A 13614-nucleotide genomic window follows, 5' to 3' on the forward strand; every position below is an offset into this window, starting at 1 on the left:
AGCTGCATGATCACCAATTTACGATCTTCATTTGCCTGATAACAGCAAGTGCATATGTTTTCAGGTCAGGTGACACCACAAAAGGCCTGTCTGCCCAGTCAAGCAGGGCCATATCTGTATGATGATCTGAGTAGAAAGATACAAAAACATCAGCACGTTGCCGATTGCCGCCTGCCAACAAAGCATCTATCACACGCTTGGCCTTTTCAACATTATAACAATTTTCGCCTTTTAAGGTGAGCGTGTCCCTTGATCCAACAAAAGCTGTTTCTGTGCAAATAACCTCATCAAAGCCCAAATAGCGCGCAAACAAAGTTGCATAGATATCAATACTCGCCGTTGCAAGTACAAGCCTGTTTCCTGTAATCTTATGCTGTTTTATAGCGTTAATGCACTCTTTTCTAACATTGTAATCAAGGGTGTATTTCACATAGCTGTCCGCATGTTTAGTGATGCCTGCTTCCGTTTGGCCTTTCAGTGCTACAGCAAGCATGCGAGACTTAAGCTCAGTTCGGCTAATATGCCCCATTCTGTATGAAATCATATGCCGGAATAATTTGGCAAACAAAGCAGCCTTGCCCCAAAGTGTCTTACGTGTTGAAAGCAGGAACGGTGTAAAGGTACCGCCGCGTGTAATGGTGCGATCAAGGTCAAAAACAGCTATATGGTTCCTTGCGTCAATTGCGTGCAAGCAAGGGTTTCTCTGCTCTCCGGCCAACGGACAAAAAGCCGTAACAGGCGAGGTAGCCTGTTCTTTCATACGTGTCATAAGTATTGTTTCGGATATGTAATAATCGCTAACTGAATCCACATCCATGGCGGCTTCGGCAGAGGAAAGACAGTAAGCAGAAACAGAGCATCCTGCGATTTTCCCTGCTGCCTCAAAGGCATGTTGAAGCGAAAGCTTTTGGAATAGCATACCAAGCAGCACTTTTGGTCCAAAGGCTTTGATCATCTGCCAAGGTTTTTTACGGTTCTGTTCCAGTGCTTGCCAAAAATCAAGCGCAGGCTCCACTTGCCCCGCTTTCATAATAAACAAGTTAGCACCAGATACTGACTTATCCTGAAATTTCAGATATGTTCTCTTTGATGCAGGGTAAGCCGCTTCAATCGTATTTTGGTCAACAAAACCAATGGCAAGTGCTGCATCTTTGTCTGCGCCGCCGATAAATTCAGCCACTGTTGCGGGTGTCAACAAAGGGTTATCTGCCGTTGTTACCAGATAAGGGTTTACCTTGCCAAAGCGGTTCATCACGCTTTTAAGGCTGCCGCTAATACCTACTCCTGCCCCCATAAAAACGCATTGAACCGAAGGATACTGCTGTTGGCACAAGGTAATATCGTGTGCCATCTGTACCGCATCATCACCAACAACAACGATGGTTTTAACAGCACCTGACTGGCACAGAGCATCCATTACATAGCGGATCATAGGCTTGCCGTGAAGTGGCACATGTGCCTTGCTCAGTGTGCCAGCGTGCGCTGCTACAGGATCTGTGCCCCGGCGCTTACCTGCCAGTATAATTGCGGTAAAAGACTGCACTTTATTTTGCGGCAAAACAGCCTTGATACAGACCGTATCAGCCCCACCAAGAGCATACCCAATATCAGGGGCCGTTAAAGTTAGTTCATTCATGGCTGTTGTCCGCAAATGCAGGAGATGGGAGCGACATGTCCTGCTGCAAAAACTGGCGGATAACATTTGCTGCCCGCACTGATGCACCTGTTACCTGTTCGCCAAAAGTTTCGGCCACAGCCCGGCGCTGTTTTTCAATGTGATAGTCCTGATGCCATGACATATCAGACAACACCGAACCAAGCTCAGTTGGGGAAGCGATAACTTTACCAAAATGCCAATTACGGTAATAAGGGCTATGTTGCCATGCAACATTATGGGTATTGATAAAAATGCAAGGTTTAGGGTCGACAATAAACTCGTAAACCTGACTTGAAACATCTCCCATATAAACATCCGCAGCGCGCGTATAAGAGGCATCAACACAGGCGTCACTCCCTGTATCCACCAGAATATTTTCAATATTCATATAGCGTTCCGGGACCTTGAACCTGCGCCGAACCTTTAAAGGCCCGAGACCAATATGCAGGAACCGCGAAAACATCATAACATGCGGCGCGAATATAAGGTTGTACTGTGGGTTTTTCCGGAAAAACTCTAGCACCTGAAGGCCGTATTCATACCCGCAGGAAAGCCCAGGGTGAAAGTGCGGGTTAAACAACACTGTCAGGTTATCATTACTAAAAAATTTGGGCTTCACCTTAAAATTGATACTATCGAATTTAGCGCACCCAACTTCGGAACATTTATCTTCAGGGAGCACAATTTGCTGCGCTTTCAGCTTGTCCACTTCCTTGGCACCCGGCAGCAATATATAATCAAACTCATGCAGCAGTTTGTTAAAGCTCACCACCCTGTCGCCAGCACCGTGTGTGGTAAAAATAAGTTTCAGATGCTTTTGCCCGAACCGGGTTTTAAGCATGGTGCTGGTTGTTTCAGGCACCACCAGCGCATCAAGGTCGGCAAACAAAAACCTGTAACGTGCCAAAACCCCAATACGCTCAAAGGGGACCGCGTTTCCCAAAACTTTATTCAACGTCCGCGCCCAGAATGGCGGGTGAAGCACGTGAAACACTGCCTTTGCTTTTGCGGTATCCGACATCATTTTACGTACAAAAGTAGCCCGGTCATTACCCGTTACATATACAGAGATTTCCATCGCATCGTTTTGCTCACAAAGTGCATTCATAATAGGTACACTATGAGGAATTTGGTGCGTCTGTTCATGGTTAAACAGAAAGCCTATCTTCTTCACGGGAGATAGTGCAGCTTGCTGTTTTTTCTCTATTCTCGCAAAGGCATTCATGGACACTAACCTCATTTCTACAAAACGGCTCCAATAGCCGCTTCCAGATAAATATGCTCACAGTCCGCACCACAAAACCAAAGCCTGTGCCGCACCCAAGCAGCCTTTTTTGTACCCGAGCCAATGCCAGGCAAACGACATTTTTTAAGAAACATGACAAAAAACAAATGTTACGCCCACACTACCGCTAGGAAGAGAATCTATGGTATATACTCAGGCCTTGTACTCTGGAGTTTATACATGCGAACCTTAAACCTTGCTGTCATCGTGGCAGCGATATTCTTATTTTTATCGCCCCTTACAATTGCTGAAGGCAAAACCACCAGCCTGATAAGCCTTACACACGCGATCTCTATTGCTGAGGACAGGATTAAGGCTCAAGCTATTGAAGCCAAAATGGCAACATCTGATAATAAGGTTGTTTACGAAATTGACCTGCTGCATACGGGCAAACTATATGAGATTACAATGGACGCTGAAAACGGCGACTTTCTCAAAGCTAAAACACCTATGCTTGAGGGGTTATGGCATAAACTACTGCACCCAAATCGTCTAAAAATTGCAGAAACACTGGAACCCCTATCAAAGATGCTTCAAGCCTTTGAACAAAAAACCGGTGGGTCAGTGCAACAAGTAGCTCTTTACCTAGATGATGATCAGCCGTTTTATGGGATCAAGCTTCAAACGGATGCAGGCATCGCCGACATAGAATTAAACGCTTTAACCGGTGAGCGTACACCTTCATCAAGCGCCAGCCAATGACAGTGTTCATGAGAAAGCTGCCTTATAAATGAATATATTGCTGGTTGAGGATGACAGCCGCGCGGCCAATCATGTCATGAAAGGCCTGCGGGAAGCAGGCCACACTGTTAGCCATGAAACTGATGGTAAAGCGGCCACCTTTATGGTGGCGGCTGAAAGCTTTGACCTTATTATTCTTGATCGCATGCTACCGAATGTAGACGGTCTGACCATTCTCAAAACAATGCGCGCAACAGAAGATAGCACGCCGGTTTTACTACTCAGTGCTCTGGGTGAAGTTGACGACAAAGTAAAAGGCCTGAGAGCTGGTGCCGATGATTATCTCTCAAAGCCCTTTTCCCTTGCGGAACTACTAGCGCGTGTTGATGTCCTCAGCAGGCGCGGCCCTGTACAACCAGTTACAACGCATATCCAGATTGCCGATCTTGAAATCGACCTTCTTGGTCGTGAAGTAAGACGTGGTAACCAGCGCATTGACCTCACGACCCGCGAATTTAAAATATTGGAATATCTGGCCCACCATATGGGCCGCGTAGTAACCCGCTCCATGCTGCTTGAAAATGTGTGGGAATATCACTTTGACCCTCAAACAAATATTATTGACCAGCATGTAAGCCGCCTGAGACAAAAAGTTGATAAAGGCTTCGCCATACAGCTTATCCACACCGTGCGCGGCACCGGCTATGTGATAAGGCCACCTGTATGACCCAAGGCAGCACCAAATATTTACGCCATAGTTTTGCGTTTCGGCTAGTGCTGATCTACCTGGGTATCTTCATGCTGTCGATCGCTCTAATAACAGCGACACTTTTCTGGTTTGTGATTGTATCCCCGCTCAACACAATTAAAAGCCAGATCGATCATGAAATAGGACAGCTTGCAACATCATATATGGTTGACGGCGAGGCTGCTCTTAAAAAAAACCTTGAAAAACGCGCTGGTACAAAAAACCATTCCATCGGAACAGCCTTTCATGTTTTTATAAACCCTGCAGGCGATGTTATTACAACAAACCTGCAAAGCTGGCCGTCTAAAAAACAAAGCGGCTTTTACACCATAGAAGCTGATACGTATCACGAAGGCCAAGAAATTGACTATGATTCTCTCTCAAAAGAACGGCTTTTCCCAAACGGTGCCCGCCTGATTATAGGCAGGGACGCGGAAGATATTTTTGATCGCAGGGAGATACTCCTCGAAGCTTTGGCGTGGATTGCATTCGCCGCTATTCTCCTTGGGTCTATTGGTGGCACGCTTATGAGCCGGGCGGTTAATCAACGATTGGAAAATATTAACAACACAGCCCGCAAGGTGATTGCGGGTAACCTGAGCGATAGAATAGAAACCCGCGGCACAGGGGATGATTTTGACCAGCTTGCAGAAACCCTGAACCTGATGCTGTCAAAAATTGAAATATCAATAGCCTCTATCAGCCGTGTATCAGACAGTATTGCCCACGAACTAAGGATGCCGCTCACACGCATGCGTGCTGATCTAGAAGATGTCTATCAGATTACAGCTGATAACCCCAAGGCAGGCCCCGTTATTGAACAGGCGATTACCGAGGCAGAAAGGCTGAAATCTGTTTTTGAAGCGCTACTGCGTATTGCCCGCCTTGAAACTGGCCGCCATGAAATCACCAAAAAGACCTTTGATTTAACCGTTGTCATGAGAGACGCCATTGAACTGTATCAACCGCTTGCAGATGATAAAAACCTAGCGATATCGTTCCAGCATGCTGAACAAGCCATGGTGCACGGCGACCCAGACCTTCTGTTTCAAGCCGCATCAAATATTCTTGATAACGCAGTTAAATATGCCCGGCCCAATACTTGTGTAACGATCACTCTGGCAACAGATGCTGGCAGGGCTGTTCTTTGTATTGAGAACGATAGCCCAACAATTCCCATTCACGACCTTGGGCGTGTGACCGAGAGGTTTTACCGTGCAGCAGAGACATCAGAACTTGAAGGGCTGGGGCTGGGGCTTAGCCTCGTGAAAGCAGTGGCAACAGCTCATAACGGGCACGTAAACATTACAAACCTGCCGGATGGTAGCGGTGTTGCCGTTGAACTTATTGTACCTGCTGCGCCCGCCTCCATACTTACCTAACCGGCCAATGAAGCTCTACATTCAGGCCGCCAATATCCGCTTTACCAAGGCTTATATCACCGTATGTTGCCTCAACCAGCGTTCGGGCAATCGCAAGACCAAGGCCGTGTCCTCCACCTGCTTCATCGAGCCGCTTACCACGCTTTAATGCCTCGGCCATTCTATTAGCTTCAATACCAGGGCCGTCATCTTCGATCCTAAGGGCAATAGTGCGCTCTGAAGCGACACCCGTTATCCGCACAACACGCCGGGCAAACTTTACTGCATTTTCCAGAAGCGGCCCTAATATTTCATTCAGATCATCGGGGTTCATATTCACATACAAAGCCTCTGGAATATTGATCTGGTAATCAAGCCGCATGCCTTTTTCTGTACGTTCCAACACAGATATAAGGCGCTGGCTTACCACAAGCGGGAATGCTTTGCATTTCTCTGTCTCTGTCTGGCTTGCCGCTGCTCTTGTTCGGGCTAGTTCTGCGTCAATCGCGGTTTTAGCGGCCAAAATAGCACGTTCCATACCTTCCGTGGCGCCGCCAGATTCCTTGATAATACGGCTTTGCGCACTTAAAGCTGCAAGCGGCGTTTTCAGGCCGTGTGCCAGATCAGCCGCGCGCTGCTTGGCCCGCGTCAAATCAGCCTCGCGCGCAGAAAGCAGTTCATTCAATGCTGTTGTAAGGGGTGTTACCTCACGCGGAAACTTGGCTCCCATACGCTGTGTTGGGTTTTGGCGCAAAATCACCAGTTCTTTACGGAGATATGATAAGGGCTTTAAGCCCAGATAAACCTGTACCCACGCAGCGGCAGACAGAAAGACCCATAACACCAAAAGAAACATACCCAGTTCCCGCCCAAATTCGGCACTTGCCTCTTTCACGGTTTCTTCATTATGCGCTATTTGAATGAGCACATCACCCGCTTCATCGCCGGGTTCAATAAGCCGTTCCAGCACAAAAACCGTTTGCCCGAACGGGCCCGGCGCCAAATGGGTACGCCATTCACTTAATGTCGCATCATGCGGCTTTGGCATAACCTGATCCCACAAGGACCGCGACCGCAAAACTTCTGCTTTCGTAGAAATCTGCCAGTAAAGGCCGCTTGCCGGCTTCAGAAACCTGGGGTCTATTGGTTTACTTACAATGACGGCAGTCCCTGCAGGATCAACTGTTAAATCAGCAATAAGCTGAAAGGCGTAACGCTTTAGCTCGTCCTCAATACGGCGTTCTATGTGGCGCTCAAAGAGCAAAATCATGATAAGCCAAGCAAAGGTGAGAGCCGCAAAAATAGCAACGGTTCCCCCAATTAATAACCTGAACTTAAGCGAGTAGTTTTTCATGTATCGCCTTCGGTCAGCAAATACCCAAAGCCGCGCCGAGTTTTTATCCAGCTAGCGCCTATTTTACGGCGGATCCGCAGCACAAGCGCTTCAATAGCGTTACTGTCACCCGGTTCATCAACACCGTAAAGATGCTCGGCCAGTTCCCCTGCTGAAACCGGCCGCCCAGGCTGATGCGCCAAATAGTTTAAAAGACGGAACTCAAGCTGAGAAAGATTAATCGGCACCCCGCCAAGGTTAACCACCATCCGGCGTGTATCAATGCGGAGTTTACCCACAGATAGCGTGGCATCCGCGTGCCCTGCTGTGCGCCGAATTAGTGCTTTCACACGGGTGACAAGCTCACCCATTTCAAAAGGTTTTCCCAGATAGTCGTCTGCACCAGCCTCGATACCCTCAACCTTTTCGGTCCAGTCACCCCGCGCTGAAACAATAAGAACAGGTAAATGTTTACCTTCCGTTCGCCATTTTTTCAAAACCGAAAGTCCGTCCAGAAACGGCAAACCAAGGTCGAGAATAGCAATATCATATTCTTCTACGCTGCCCTGAAACCAAGCTTCTTCACCGTCTGTTACCAGTTCTACAACATATCCAACAGCCTGAAGCGCTTTAACAATGTCTGGCCCGACATCCGGGTCATCTTCCACCACAAGCGCACGCATTAGTCTGCTCTCAACTTAATGTAAGCACCAGTACGGGCATCGAGAAACAGTTCCATAACCTTGCCAGATTTTTCCAGAAACTTGATTTCATAGTATATCTTGTCTTTTTTGTTCTCAAGCTCCACCTCGATAATGTCACCTGTGACATATTTTTCGGATAACTTGAGAATTTCCATCAACGGTAAAACTTCACCATTTTGCAAGGCGCGCCTCGCAATATCATGATCATCGCCCATAGCCATATAGCTTATGTCGACAATAGAAAGGGCTAGGCCCAATAATAATATAGATCGTGTTTTCATAACTCGAATATTCAACTTTCATGCTGACATGAAGCTGACACCTTCCTCAGACTGATATCAGCGTAGCCTCTGTATTCTATCCTCACTATCCACAAAAATACAGGAGAACACAGATGGTAAACTACAGCAAAATTTTTCAAGGCACCGTAACAGCCCTTATCCTCGGCGTTGGTATCCACAGCAGCGTAGCATTTGCCCACGACAAACACCAATCGTCTGCCGCAAATGAGTATGTCGCGGCAGCCAGCAACACCCTAAGCCTCACAGACCTGCAAGCAGTGGTCACAAACAAAGGCATCACCTCGACCGAAATCAAGGTTAAAGGCTTACTGCTTGAAATAGAAGGCTACGATACTGCAGGCCGCGAGGTAGAGCTAATGCTTGACCGACGTTCAGGCGACATTATGCATTTTGAGTATGATGACTAAATACCCGCTGCGACCAAGCGGTTACAGAACAAAAAGCCGGGCCTAAACGCCCGGCTTTTCTATTTCACTGTCAACTATTTCAACTACGAAGGCGTGCTGTAAAGCGGTTAACTGCCTCTTCAAGCACACTCGCCTGTTCGGTAAGGCCGCCAGAGCTGTTGCTTACCGTGCGGGCCGCACTCGCACTTCTGTGAGCTACTTCCTGCACACGGTGTACATTCTGCCCAAGATTTGCCGTGCTTTGGCTCGCGTTTTGAACGCTGCGGCTAATCTCGCTTGTCGATGCTTCCTGCTCCACAACCGCTGCCGCAATCATACTTGAAATCTCGCTCACCTGATTAATGGTCTTGTGAATAGATTTCACTGCCTCAACCGTTTCTTTTGTCGCAAGCTGCATGGCCAAAACCTGTTGCTCAATCTCTTGCGTGGCTCTCGCTGTTTGGTTAGCAAGCGACTTTACTTCACTTGCAACCACAGCAAAGCCTTTACCGGCATCGCCCGCACGCGCGGCCTCAATGGTGGCATTGAGGGCAAGCAGGTTTGTTTGCTCGGCAATAGCATTAATCAGGTGAATAACCTCAGATATCCGGTCTGATGCTGATGCAAGAGACCCCACACGACCCTCCGCATCTTTGGCAACATTCATGGCGTTTGATGTCACCACATTGGCCTGTTCCACCTGCGTGCGAATTTCACCAATGGCGCTTGTCAGGCCCTCTGTGGCCTCAGCAACAGAGACCATATCCCGCCCTGTGGCATCAGTCGCACTGGTGGCTGCATTCGCTTCGTTGCTTGTTTCTTCAATGGCGTCCGACATAGTATCTGCTGCCATTTGAAGTTCAGCGACAGCACTAGAAAGCAATTGAATAACACCAGAAACCTCGCTTTCGAAGCTGTTGGCCAGATCAAGCTCCATCTGGTGGCGTTCTTCCGCCATCAAACGCTGCTGTTTCATTTCTTCTTCGTGCTTAATATTTTCAGCTTCAATTTGCTGACGCTCCAGCTCACGTTCTTCTGCTTCGCGCTGCTTGCGAACCACCTCTGCCTCTGCGCGCAAACGTTCGGTTTCCAGCGAATTTTTCCTGAGCAGTTCTGCTGCTCGCGCCATCGCAGCTATACCATCACCGTGATTGACATCTGAAATAGGAACATCATATTTGCCTTCAGAAATAACTAAAAGCTCACGCTGCAAACACCGCAAAGGTTTCATGATACTGGCCGTAATCGCCCACGACAGTGCTAGAATAAGCGCAAATAAAAATGCCGTAACCATATATACAAACGTTAAGTGGCTATCGAATGTTTTAGCAGAAACATCACCCGTTTGCAGTTCGGCAACAAGCGTCGAAAATTCCCATAAAATGAGTACCATGCCCAAAAACGACAGGCCGGTTAGTGTCCAAATCCGTACATTCACTTTAAAATTACGCAAAAAATTAATCATGCTAAAAAAGTTGGCCTTTCCCCATTTACCCATGCTGATATTCACCAAAAAATGGCAACATTGCACCCTTTAAGGATACTAAGCATAAATTTTTAGAAATCCCACGATTTTAACACTGTGCAGAGTGTTTTTCTTTTTGAGATGCCCACATCTTGAAAAAACAAGACGAGTCACCAAGTAAAATTTATCACTATAATAAAAATTACGACAGCAAGGTTAAAGGAAACATCATGCGACTTCTAATGGCTCTTTTATTGCCGCCTCTTGTTTTTTTCACAATCAATCGTCCTTTTCAGGGAATATTCTGTGCGCTTTTATGGCTTACCATCATTGGTTGGCCGGTTGCAGCCATATGGGCCGTTTATGCCCTTGGGCAATACAGAAATGAGGAAATGCGCCGCAGTATGAATTATCGGCACTTTTAATCAGGCATAAAACAAGAAAACAGGCTACGGGGCCAAACAGTTGGCCCCAACAAACTGACGCTAAAAGCGAGCAGGGCTATATAGGCTGGGGTCCACACACGCGGCTCTCATATATTCTGGCATATTTATGCCAAGCAACATGGAGGCAACAAGCTCTGACCAGGCTGGAGCGGTTTGAATACCGTACCCGCCCTGACCAACGTTCCAGAAAAATGCCGGGTTATCCGGTGCGTGACCAATAACCGGTACACGATCTGGCGCAAATGTCCTAAGCCCTGCCCACTTTGACAGAATAGTTGTCACCTCGGTGCCTGTTGCCTGACCAAAATATTCTGCCGCATACGCAATGTCTTCCAGCTCTGGCTGGGCATCACACGCCGCACTAAGGGTTTCATCGGCAGGTGACACCAGATACCCTGTGCCCTCTGGCTTAAAATAAAAGCTATCTTCAATATCGAGAGTCACTGGATAACCAGCCTCAAACGGCTTGCCCTTAGGGTTCGGTACTGTAATGATTGTGCGCCTAAGCGGTTTCAGTCCCACAGGGTTTATACCCGCAATATCAGCGACAACATCACCCCACGCACCAGCAGCATTCACCAAAACTTTGGCCTGAATGTCGCCTGTGCGGGTTTTCACATGCCAAAGGCTGCCATCATAGCTTGCCGCCTCAAGCCCTGCGCCCAACATGAATTTTACACCTGCCTTTTTCGCTCCTTTAATATAAGCACCGTGCAAGGCCGCTACATCAAGTCGGCAGCAGTTAGGGTCATATATGCCGCCCGCGAATAAACCCGGTTGCAAGGCAGGCATCAATTTCAGAACACCAACCTCGTCCAGCATCTCAATATCAGGTAAAGCTTTTTTTTGAACTGCATATAGCTGTTGAGCAATAGCCCGCTGGCTTTCCTTAAAAATATACAGAGCACCAAGCGGAGACTTAATCTCTGTATCTGCAAAGCCTACTGGCTGATTATAGTAAAAACCTTTTGAAGCTGTTGTAAGAGGCTGGATAGCCGGGCCACCGTATGTTTCTGCATAAAAAGCAGCGGATCGGCCTGTGGTGTGATAACCCGCCTGATCTTCCATATCAATAACAAGCACATCAGCCTTGCCCGCAAGATGAAAAGCCGTACTTGCACCTGCAATGCCTGCCCCGATTATTAAAAAATCTGTTTTTTGCATCATACTGCCCATTGCGCTTACGGCGCTATATGTGGTCTAAAGTCGCATGTTTGGCAAGTATGATATAGGACAATTCTATGAGCAGCGACAAAATGGCAGATCTCAGCACAGCAGAGATTGAAACCCTTAAAGCTTTTGCCGGTACTCTTGCAGACAGCGCCGCCCAAGTGACACTAAAATATTTTCGCCACCCAATTGGTGTTGATGACAAAGACAAAGGCACGGGATTTGACCCTGTAACGGCCGCTGACCGGGGAGCAGAAGAAGCAATCCGTGCCCTTATTGAGGCTACATACCCCGACCATGCTATTCACGGCGAGGAATACGGCATCAAAGAAACCGGTAGCGATTTTGAATGGGTGCTTGACCCAGTAGACGGCACACGCGCCTTTATTTCCGGCCTGCCCACATGGGGCACGCTCATTGCGCTGAAATATAAAGGTGAGCCAATTATCGGCATCATTGATCAGCCCTATATCAAGGAGCGTTATGTAGGCTGGCCGGGCGGCGCTAGCCTAAACGACAAGCCAATCAACACCCGTACCTGCAAAAGCCTGAACACAGCCACCGTTTCAACAACAGACCCGGCCCTATTCCCGGCAAGTGAACGCCCATCGTTTGATGCTTTACTGGCAGAGACACGCTTAGTGCGATACGGGCTGGATTGTTACGCCTATGCGATCCTAGCCTCTGGTTTTATGGATATTGTTATAGAAACCCGCCTTCAGCCATACGACATGATGGCACTTATTCCTGTTATTCGCGGCGCAGGCGGCAGCGCCACAGACTGGAAAGGCGATGCCCCCGGCACATGCGGGCACCTGCTCGCGCTTGGTGACGCGGCCTTACTCGGCAATGTTCAAAAAATTCTTGAACCAGCGCTATAACGCCTCTGTATCTGAGGCGTTATTCAGGACAATAAAATCAGCGATGGCGGCCCAAACGGCAGCACGGTATTCGTCTTTTTCTTTTAGAATTTCGTGCATGGCACCCTCTATCACCACCAGCTTACCGTGTGGCAAGCGCTTGGCAAACGCGGTTTGCGCCGTGTTATCTACAATCTTGTCTTCACTCGCCTGCAAGATCAGCACCGGGGTTTCAATTGCTTCCGCATAGCCTTTTGCATTCAGCTTATCCGTGGATTTCAAGGCCTCCCATAGCCATTTATATGTGGCACCGCCCACCGCCAGCCGCATGTCCTTATTTTTTACAAAATAATCTTCATCGGCGAAGCGATCATCATCGTGCGTTAGCTTTTTGCGCCAACCCCAGCGGCCTTCCTTAAAGGATGTATGCCCGGCAATATAGCTGGCCCCTAGCCCCAAATGGCGCATACCCCATGAAAGTGCCTTCACTGTGAAAGCCGGTGTGCCTGCCAGATAAATACGCACCATAGGGGCAACTGTAATAGCTTTTTCCACATAGCCGGGGTGATCATGCAGAAACCGCAAGATCACATGGCTACCGGCAGAATGCCCCATGAGAATAAACGGCTTTGGCATTTTACCTTCGAGAGCCTTATCAAACAGAGCTTTCACATCACTGATATGCGGGTCAAAAGAACGCACAAAATGCTTGCCCCTGTCGCTGTGTGGCCGGTATGACATACCCTGACCGCGCAAATCCATCGCGGCACACGCATACCCTAATGCATTGAAAATACGGATATCCTCAAAGAACTTTTCGATAAACTCTGTACGCCCAGGCAGAAAAATAATAGTGCCTTTAGGATTTATAACCGTGCTCGCCGGGAAGCGGGCAAAACGGATCTGCTGACCGTCATAGGATTTGAAATATTCAAAAACCGCGTCCTCTGGCGGTTCACGGCGCTTCGCCTTTGCTTCAGCCACGATAGCGGCTGATGGTTCCCTATTACTCATACACGTGCCTCCGTATTGCCTGAGATACGGCCTTCCTCTGCCTGATACTAATGCAAGCATTATACAGATCTATCGAGCCACGATTTCACAAAATATACAAGTGGATAACAAAATTATTTCTCCGCTTATGCACATGGTCGCCCCCCCAGAACCGAGCCGTTAGGTATGAAAAAACCTTTATGTCAAAGTCACATAAGCAATA

14 protein-coding genes are annotated in these 13614 nt (G+C 48.0%); 6 read left to right on the forward strand and 8 right to left on the reverse strand.

What is annotated here, in order from left to right; translation table 11 throughout:
• Positions 1–10: 10 nt before the first annotated feature.
• On the reverse strand, positions 11–1636 hold the full coding sequence (locus tag ICL80_RS16460; RefSeq protein WP_194213812.1) for an HAD-IB family hydrolase: 1626 nt from the start codon (positions 1634–1636) through the stop codon (positions 11–13).
• Positions 1629–2882: a hypothetical protein gene (locus ICL80_RS16465; protein WP_194213813.1), complete on the reverse strand. Its 1254-nt coding sequence runs from the start codon at positions 2880–2882 to the stop codon at positions 1629–1631. The genes ICL80_RS16460 and ICL80_RS16465 overlap by 8 nt, the downstream gene beginning before the upstream one ends.
• Before the next feature lie 240 nt (positions 2883–3122).
• On the opposite strand from ICL80_RS16465, the gene ICL80_RS16470 reads away from it, so the two are divergent.
• The 3 genes from ICL80_RS16470 to ICL80_RS16480 are packed head-to-tail and all read left to right on the forward strand — an operon-like array spanning position 3123 to position 5753.
• Complete coding sequence (locus tag ICL80_RS16470; protein WP_194213816.1) at positions 3123–3644, forward strand: PepSY domain-containing protein; 522 nt, start codon at positions 3123–3125, stop codon at positions 3642–3644.
• Positions 3645–3672: 28 nt separating this feature from the next.
• Positions 3673–4350: a response regulator transcription factor gene (locus ICL80_RS16475; protein ID WP_194213817.1), complete on the forward strand. Its 678-nt coding sequence runs from the start codon at positions 3673–3675 to the stop codon at positions 4348–4350.
• The gene (locus ICL80_RS16480; protein WP_194213818.1) at positions 4347–5753 is read left to right on the forward strand and encodes a sensor histidine kinase; all 1407 of its coding nucleotides are present in this window, start codon (positions 4347–4349) and stop codon (positions 5751–5753) included. Before ICL80_RS16475 ends, ICL80_RS16480 begins: the two co-directional genes overlap by 4 nt.
• Here the strand turns inward: ICL80_RS16480 and ICL80_RS16485 are convergent.
• From ICL80_RS16485 to ICL80_RS16495, 3 genes are read right to left on the reverse strand one after another with little or no spacing between them, the layout of a single operon-like run.
• A complete protein-coding gene (locus ICL80_RS16485) occupies positions 5746–7086 on the reverse strand; it encodes a sensor histidine kinase (RefSeq protein WP_194213819.1) in 1341 nt (446 codons plus the stop codon). The two genes, ICL80_RS16480 and ICL80_RS16485, sit on opposite strands and share 8 nt — an antisense overlap.
• The gene (locus ICL80_RS16490; RefSeq protein ID WP_194213820.1) at positions 7083–7748 is read right to left on the reverse strand and encodes a response regulator transcription factor; all 666 of its coding nucleotides are present in this window, start codon (positions 7746–7748) and stop codon (positions 7083–7085) included. The genes ICL80_RS16485 and ICL80_RS16490 overlap by 4 nt, the downstream gene beginning before the upstream one ends.
• A complete protein-coding gene (locus ICL80_RS16495; RefSeq protein WP_194213821.1) occupies positions 7748–8050 on the reverse strand; it encodes a PepSY domain-containing protein in 303 nt (100 codons plus the stop codon). The genes ICL80_RS16490 and ICL80_RS16495 overlap by 1 nt, the downstream gene beginning before the upstream one ends.
• Positions 8051–8163: 113 nt before the next feature.
• Between ICL80_RS16495 and ICL80_RS16500 the strand changes: the two genes are divergently transcribed.
• On the forward strand, positions 8164–8478 hold the full coding sequence (locus ICL80_RS16500) for a PepSY domain-containing protein (RefSeq protein ID WP_194213822.1): 315 nt from the start codon (positions 8164–8166) through the stop codon (positions 8476–8478).
• 79 nt (positions 8479–8557) lie between these two features.
• Here the strand turns inward: ICL80_RS16500 and ICL80_RS16505 are convergent, their stop codons facing one another.
• The gene (locus ICL80_RS16505) at positions 8558–9922 is read right to left on the reverse strand and encodes a methyl-accepting chemotaxis protein (RefSeq protein ID WP_194213823.1); all 1365 of its coding nucleotides are present in this window, start codon (positions 9920–9922) and stop codon (positions 8558–8560) included.
• A gap of 230 nt (positions 9923–10152) precedes the next feature.
• Between ICL80_RS16505 and ICL80_RS16510 the strand changes: the two genes are divergently transcribed.
• Positions 10153–10347 (forward strand): YqaE/Pmp3 family membrane protein, encoded by a 195-nt coding sequence (locus ICL80_RS16510; RefSeq protein ID WP_194213824.1) that lies wholly within the window; start codon positions 10153–10155, stop codon positions 10345–10347.
• A gap of 60 nt (positions 10348–10407) precedes the next feature.
• Here ICL80_RS16510 and ICL80_RS16515 read toward each other — a convergent pair whose 3' ends face one another.
• Positions 10408–11535 (reverse strand): NAD(P)/FAD-dependent oxidoreductase, encoded by a 1128-nt coding sequence (locus ICL80_RS16515; protein WP_194213825.1) that lies wholly within the window; start codon positions 11533–11535, stop codon positions 10408–10410.
• Between the two features lie 74 nt (positions 11536–11609).
• On the opposite strand from ICL80_RS16515, the gene hisN reads away from it, so the two are divergent.
• Positions 11610–12419 (forward strand): histidinol-phosphatase, encoded by an 810-nt coding sequence (hisN, locus tag ICL80_RS16520; protein ID WP_228073627.1) that lies wholly within the window; start codon positions 11610–11612, stop codon positions 12417–12419.
• Here the strand turns inward: hisN and ICL80_RS16525 are convergent.
• Positions 12414–13412, reverse strand: a complete 999-nt coding sequence (locus ICL80_RS16525; protein ID WP_194213826.1) for an alpha/beta fold hydrolase — start codon at positions 13410–13412, stop codon at positions 12414–12416. The two genes, hisN and ICL80_RS16525, sit on opposite strands and share 6 nt — an antisense overlap.
• Positions 13413–13614 lie beyond the last annotated feature (202 nt).

It is taken from the genome of Kordiimonas pumila, from assembly GCF_015240255.1.
Taxonomy (GTDB): Bacteria; Pseudomonadota; Alphaproteobacteria; order Sphingomonadales; family Kordiimonadaceae; genus Kordiimonas; species Kordiimonas pumila.

Bases quoted from the DNA above. Each gene is read 5' to 3' on its own strand.
- ICL80_RS16525 (WP_194213826.1), bottom strand. From the start codon at position 13,412: ATGAGTAATAGGGAACCATCAGCCGCTATCGTGGCTGAAGCAAAGGCG.
- ICL80_RS16505 (WP_194213823.1), bottom strand. From the start codon at position 9,922: ATGATTAATTTTTTGCGTAATTTTAAAGTGAATGTACGGATTTGGACA.
- ICL80_RS16475 (WP_194213817.1), top strand. From the start codon at position 3,673: ATGAATATATTGCTGGTTGAGGATGACAGCCGCGCGGCCAATCATGTC.
- hisN (WP_228073627.1), top strand. From the start codon at position 11,610: ATGAGCAGCGACAAAATGGCAGATCTCAGCACAGCAGAGATTGAAACC.
- ICL80_RS16480 (WP_194213818.1), top strand. From the start codon at position 4,347: ATGACCCAAGGCAGCACCAAATATTTACGCCATAGTTTTGCGTTTCGG.
- ICL80_RS16510 (WP_194213824.1), top strand. From the start codon at position 10,153: ATGCGACTTCTAATGGCTCTTTTATTGCCGCCTCTTGTTTTTTTCACA.
- ICL80_RS16500 (WP_194213822.1), top strand. From the start codon at position 8,164: ATGGTAAACTACAGCAAAATTTTTCAAGGCACCGTAACAGCCCTTATC.
- ICL80_RS16470 (WP_194213816.1), top strand. From the start codon at position 3,123: ATGCGAACCTTAAACCTTGCTGTCATCGTGGCAGCGATATTCTTATTT.
- ICL80_RS16495 (WP_194213821.1), bottom strand. From the start codon at position 8,050: ATGAAAACACGATCTATATTATTATTGGGCCTAGCCCTTTCTATTGTC.
- ICL80_RS16465 (WP_194213813.1), bottom strand. From the start codon at position 2,882: ATGAATGCCTTTGCGAGAATAGAGAAAAAACAGCAAGCTGCACTATCT.
- ICL80_RS16490 (WP_194213820.1), bottom strand. From the start codon at position 7,748: ATGCGTGCGCTTGTGGTGGAAGATGACCCGGATGTCGGGCCAGACATT.
- ICL80_RS16460 (WP_194213812.1), bottom strand. From the start codon at position 1,636: ATGAATGAACTAACTTTAACGGCCCCTGATATTGGGTATGCTCTTGGT.
- ICL80_RS16515 (WP_194213825.1), bottom strand. From the start codon at position 11,535: ATGATGCAAAAAACAGATTTTTTAATAATCGGGGCAGGCATTGCAGGT.
- ICL80_RS16485 (WP_194213819.1), bottom strand. From the start codon at position 7,086: ATGAAAAACTACTCGCTTAAGTTCAGGTTATTAATTGGGGGAACCGTT.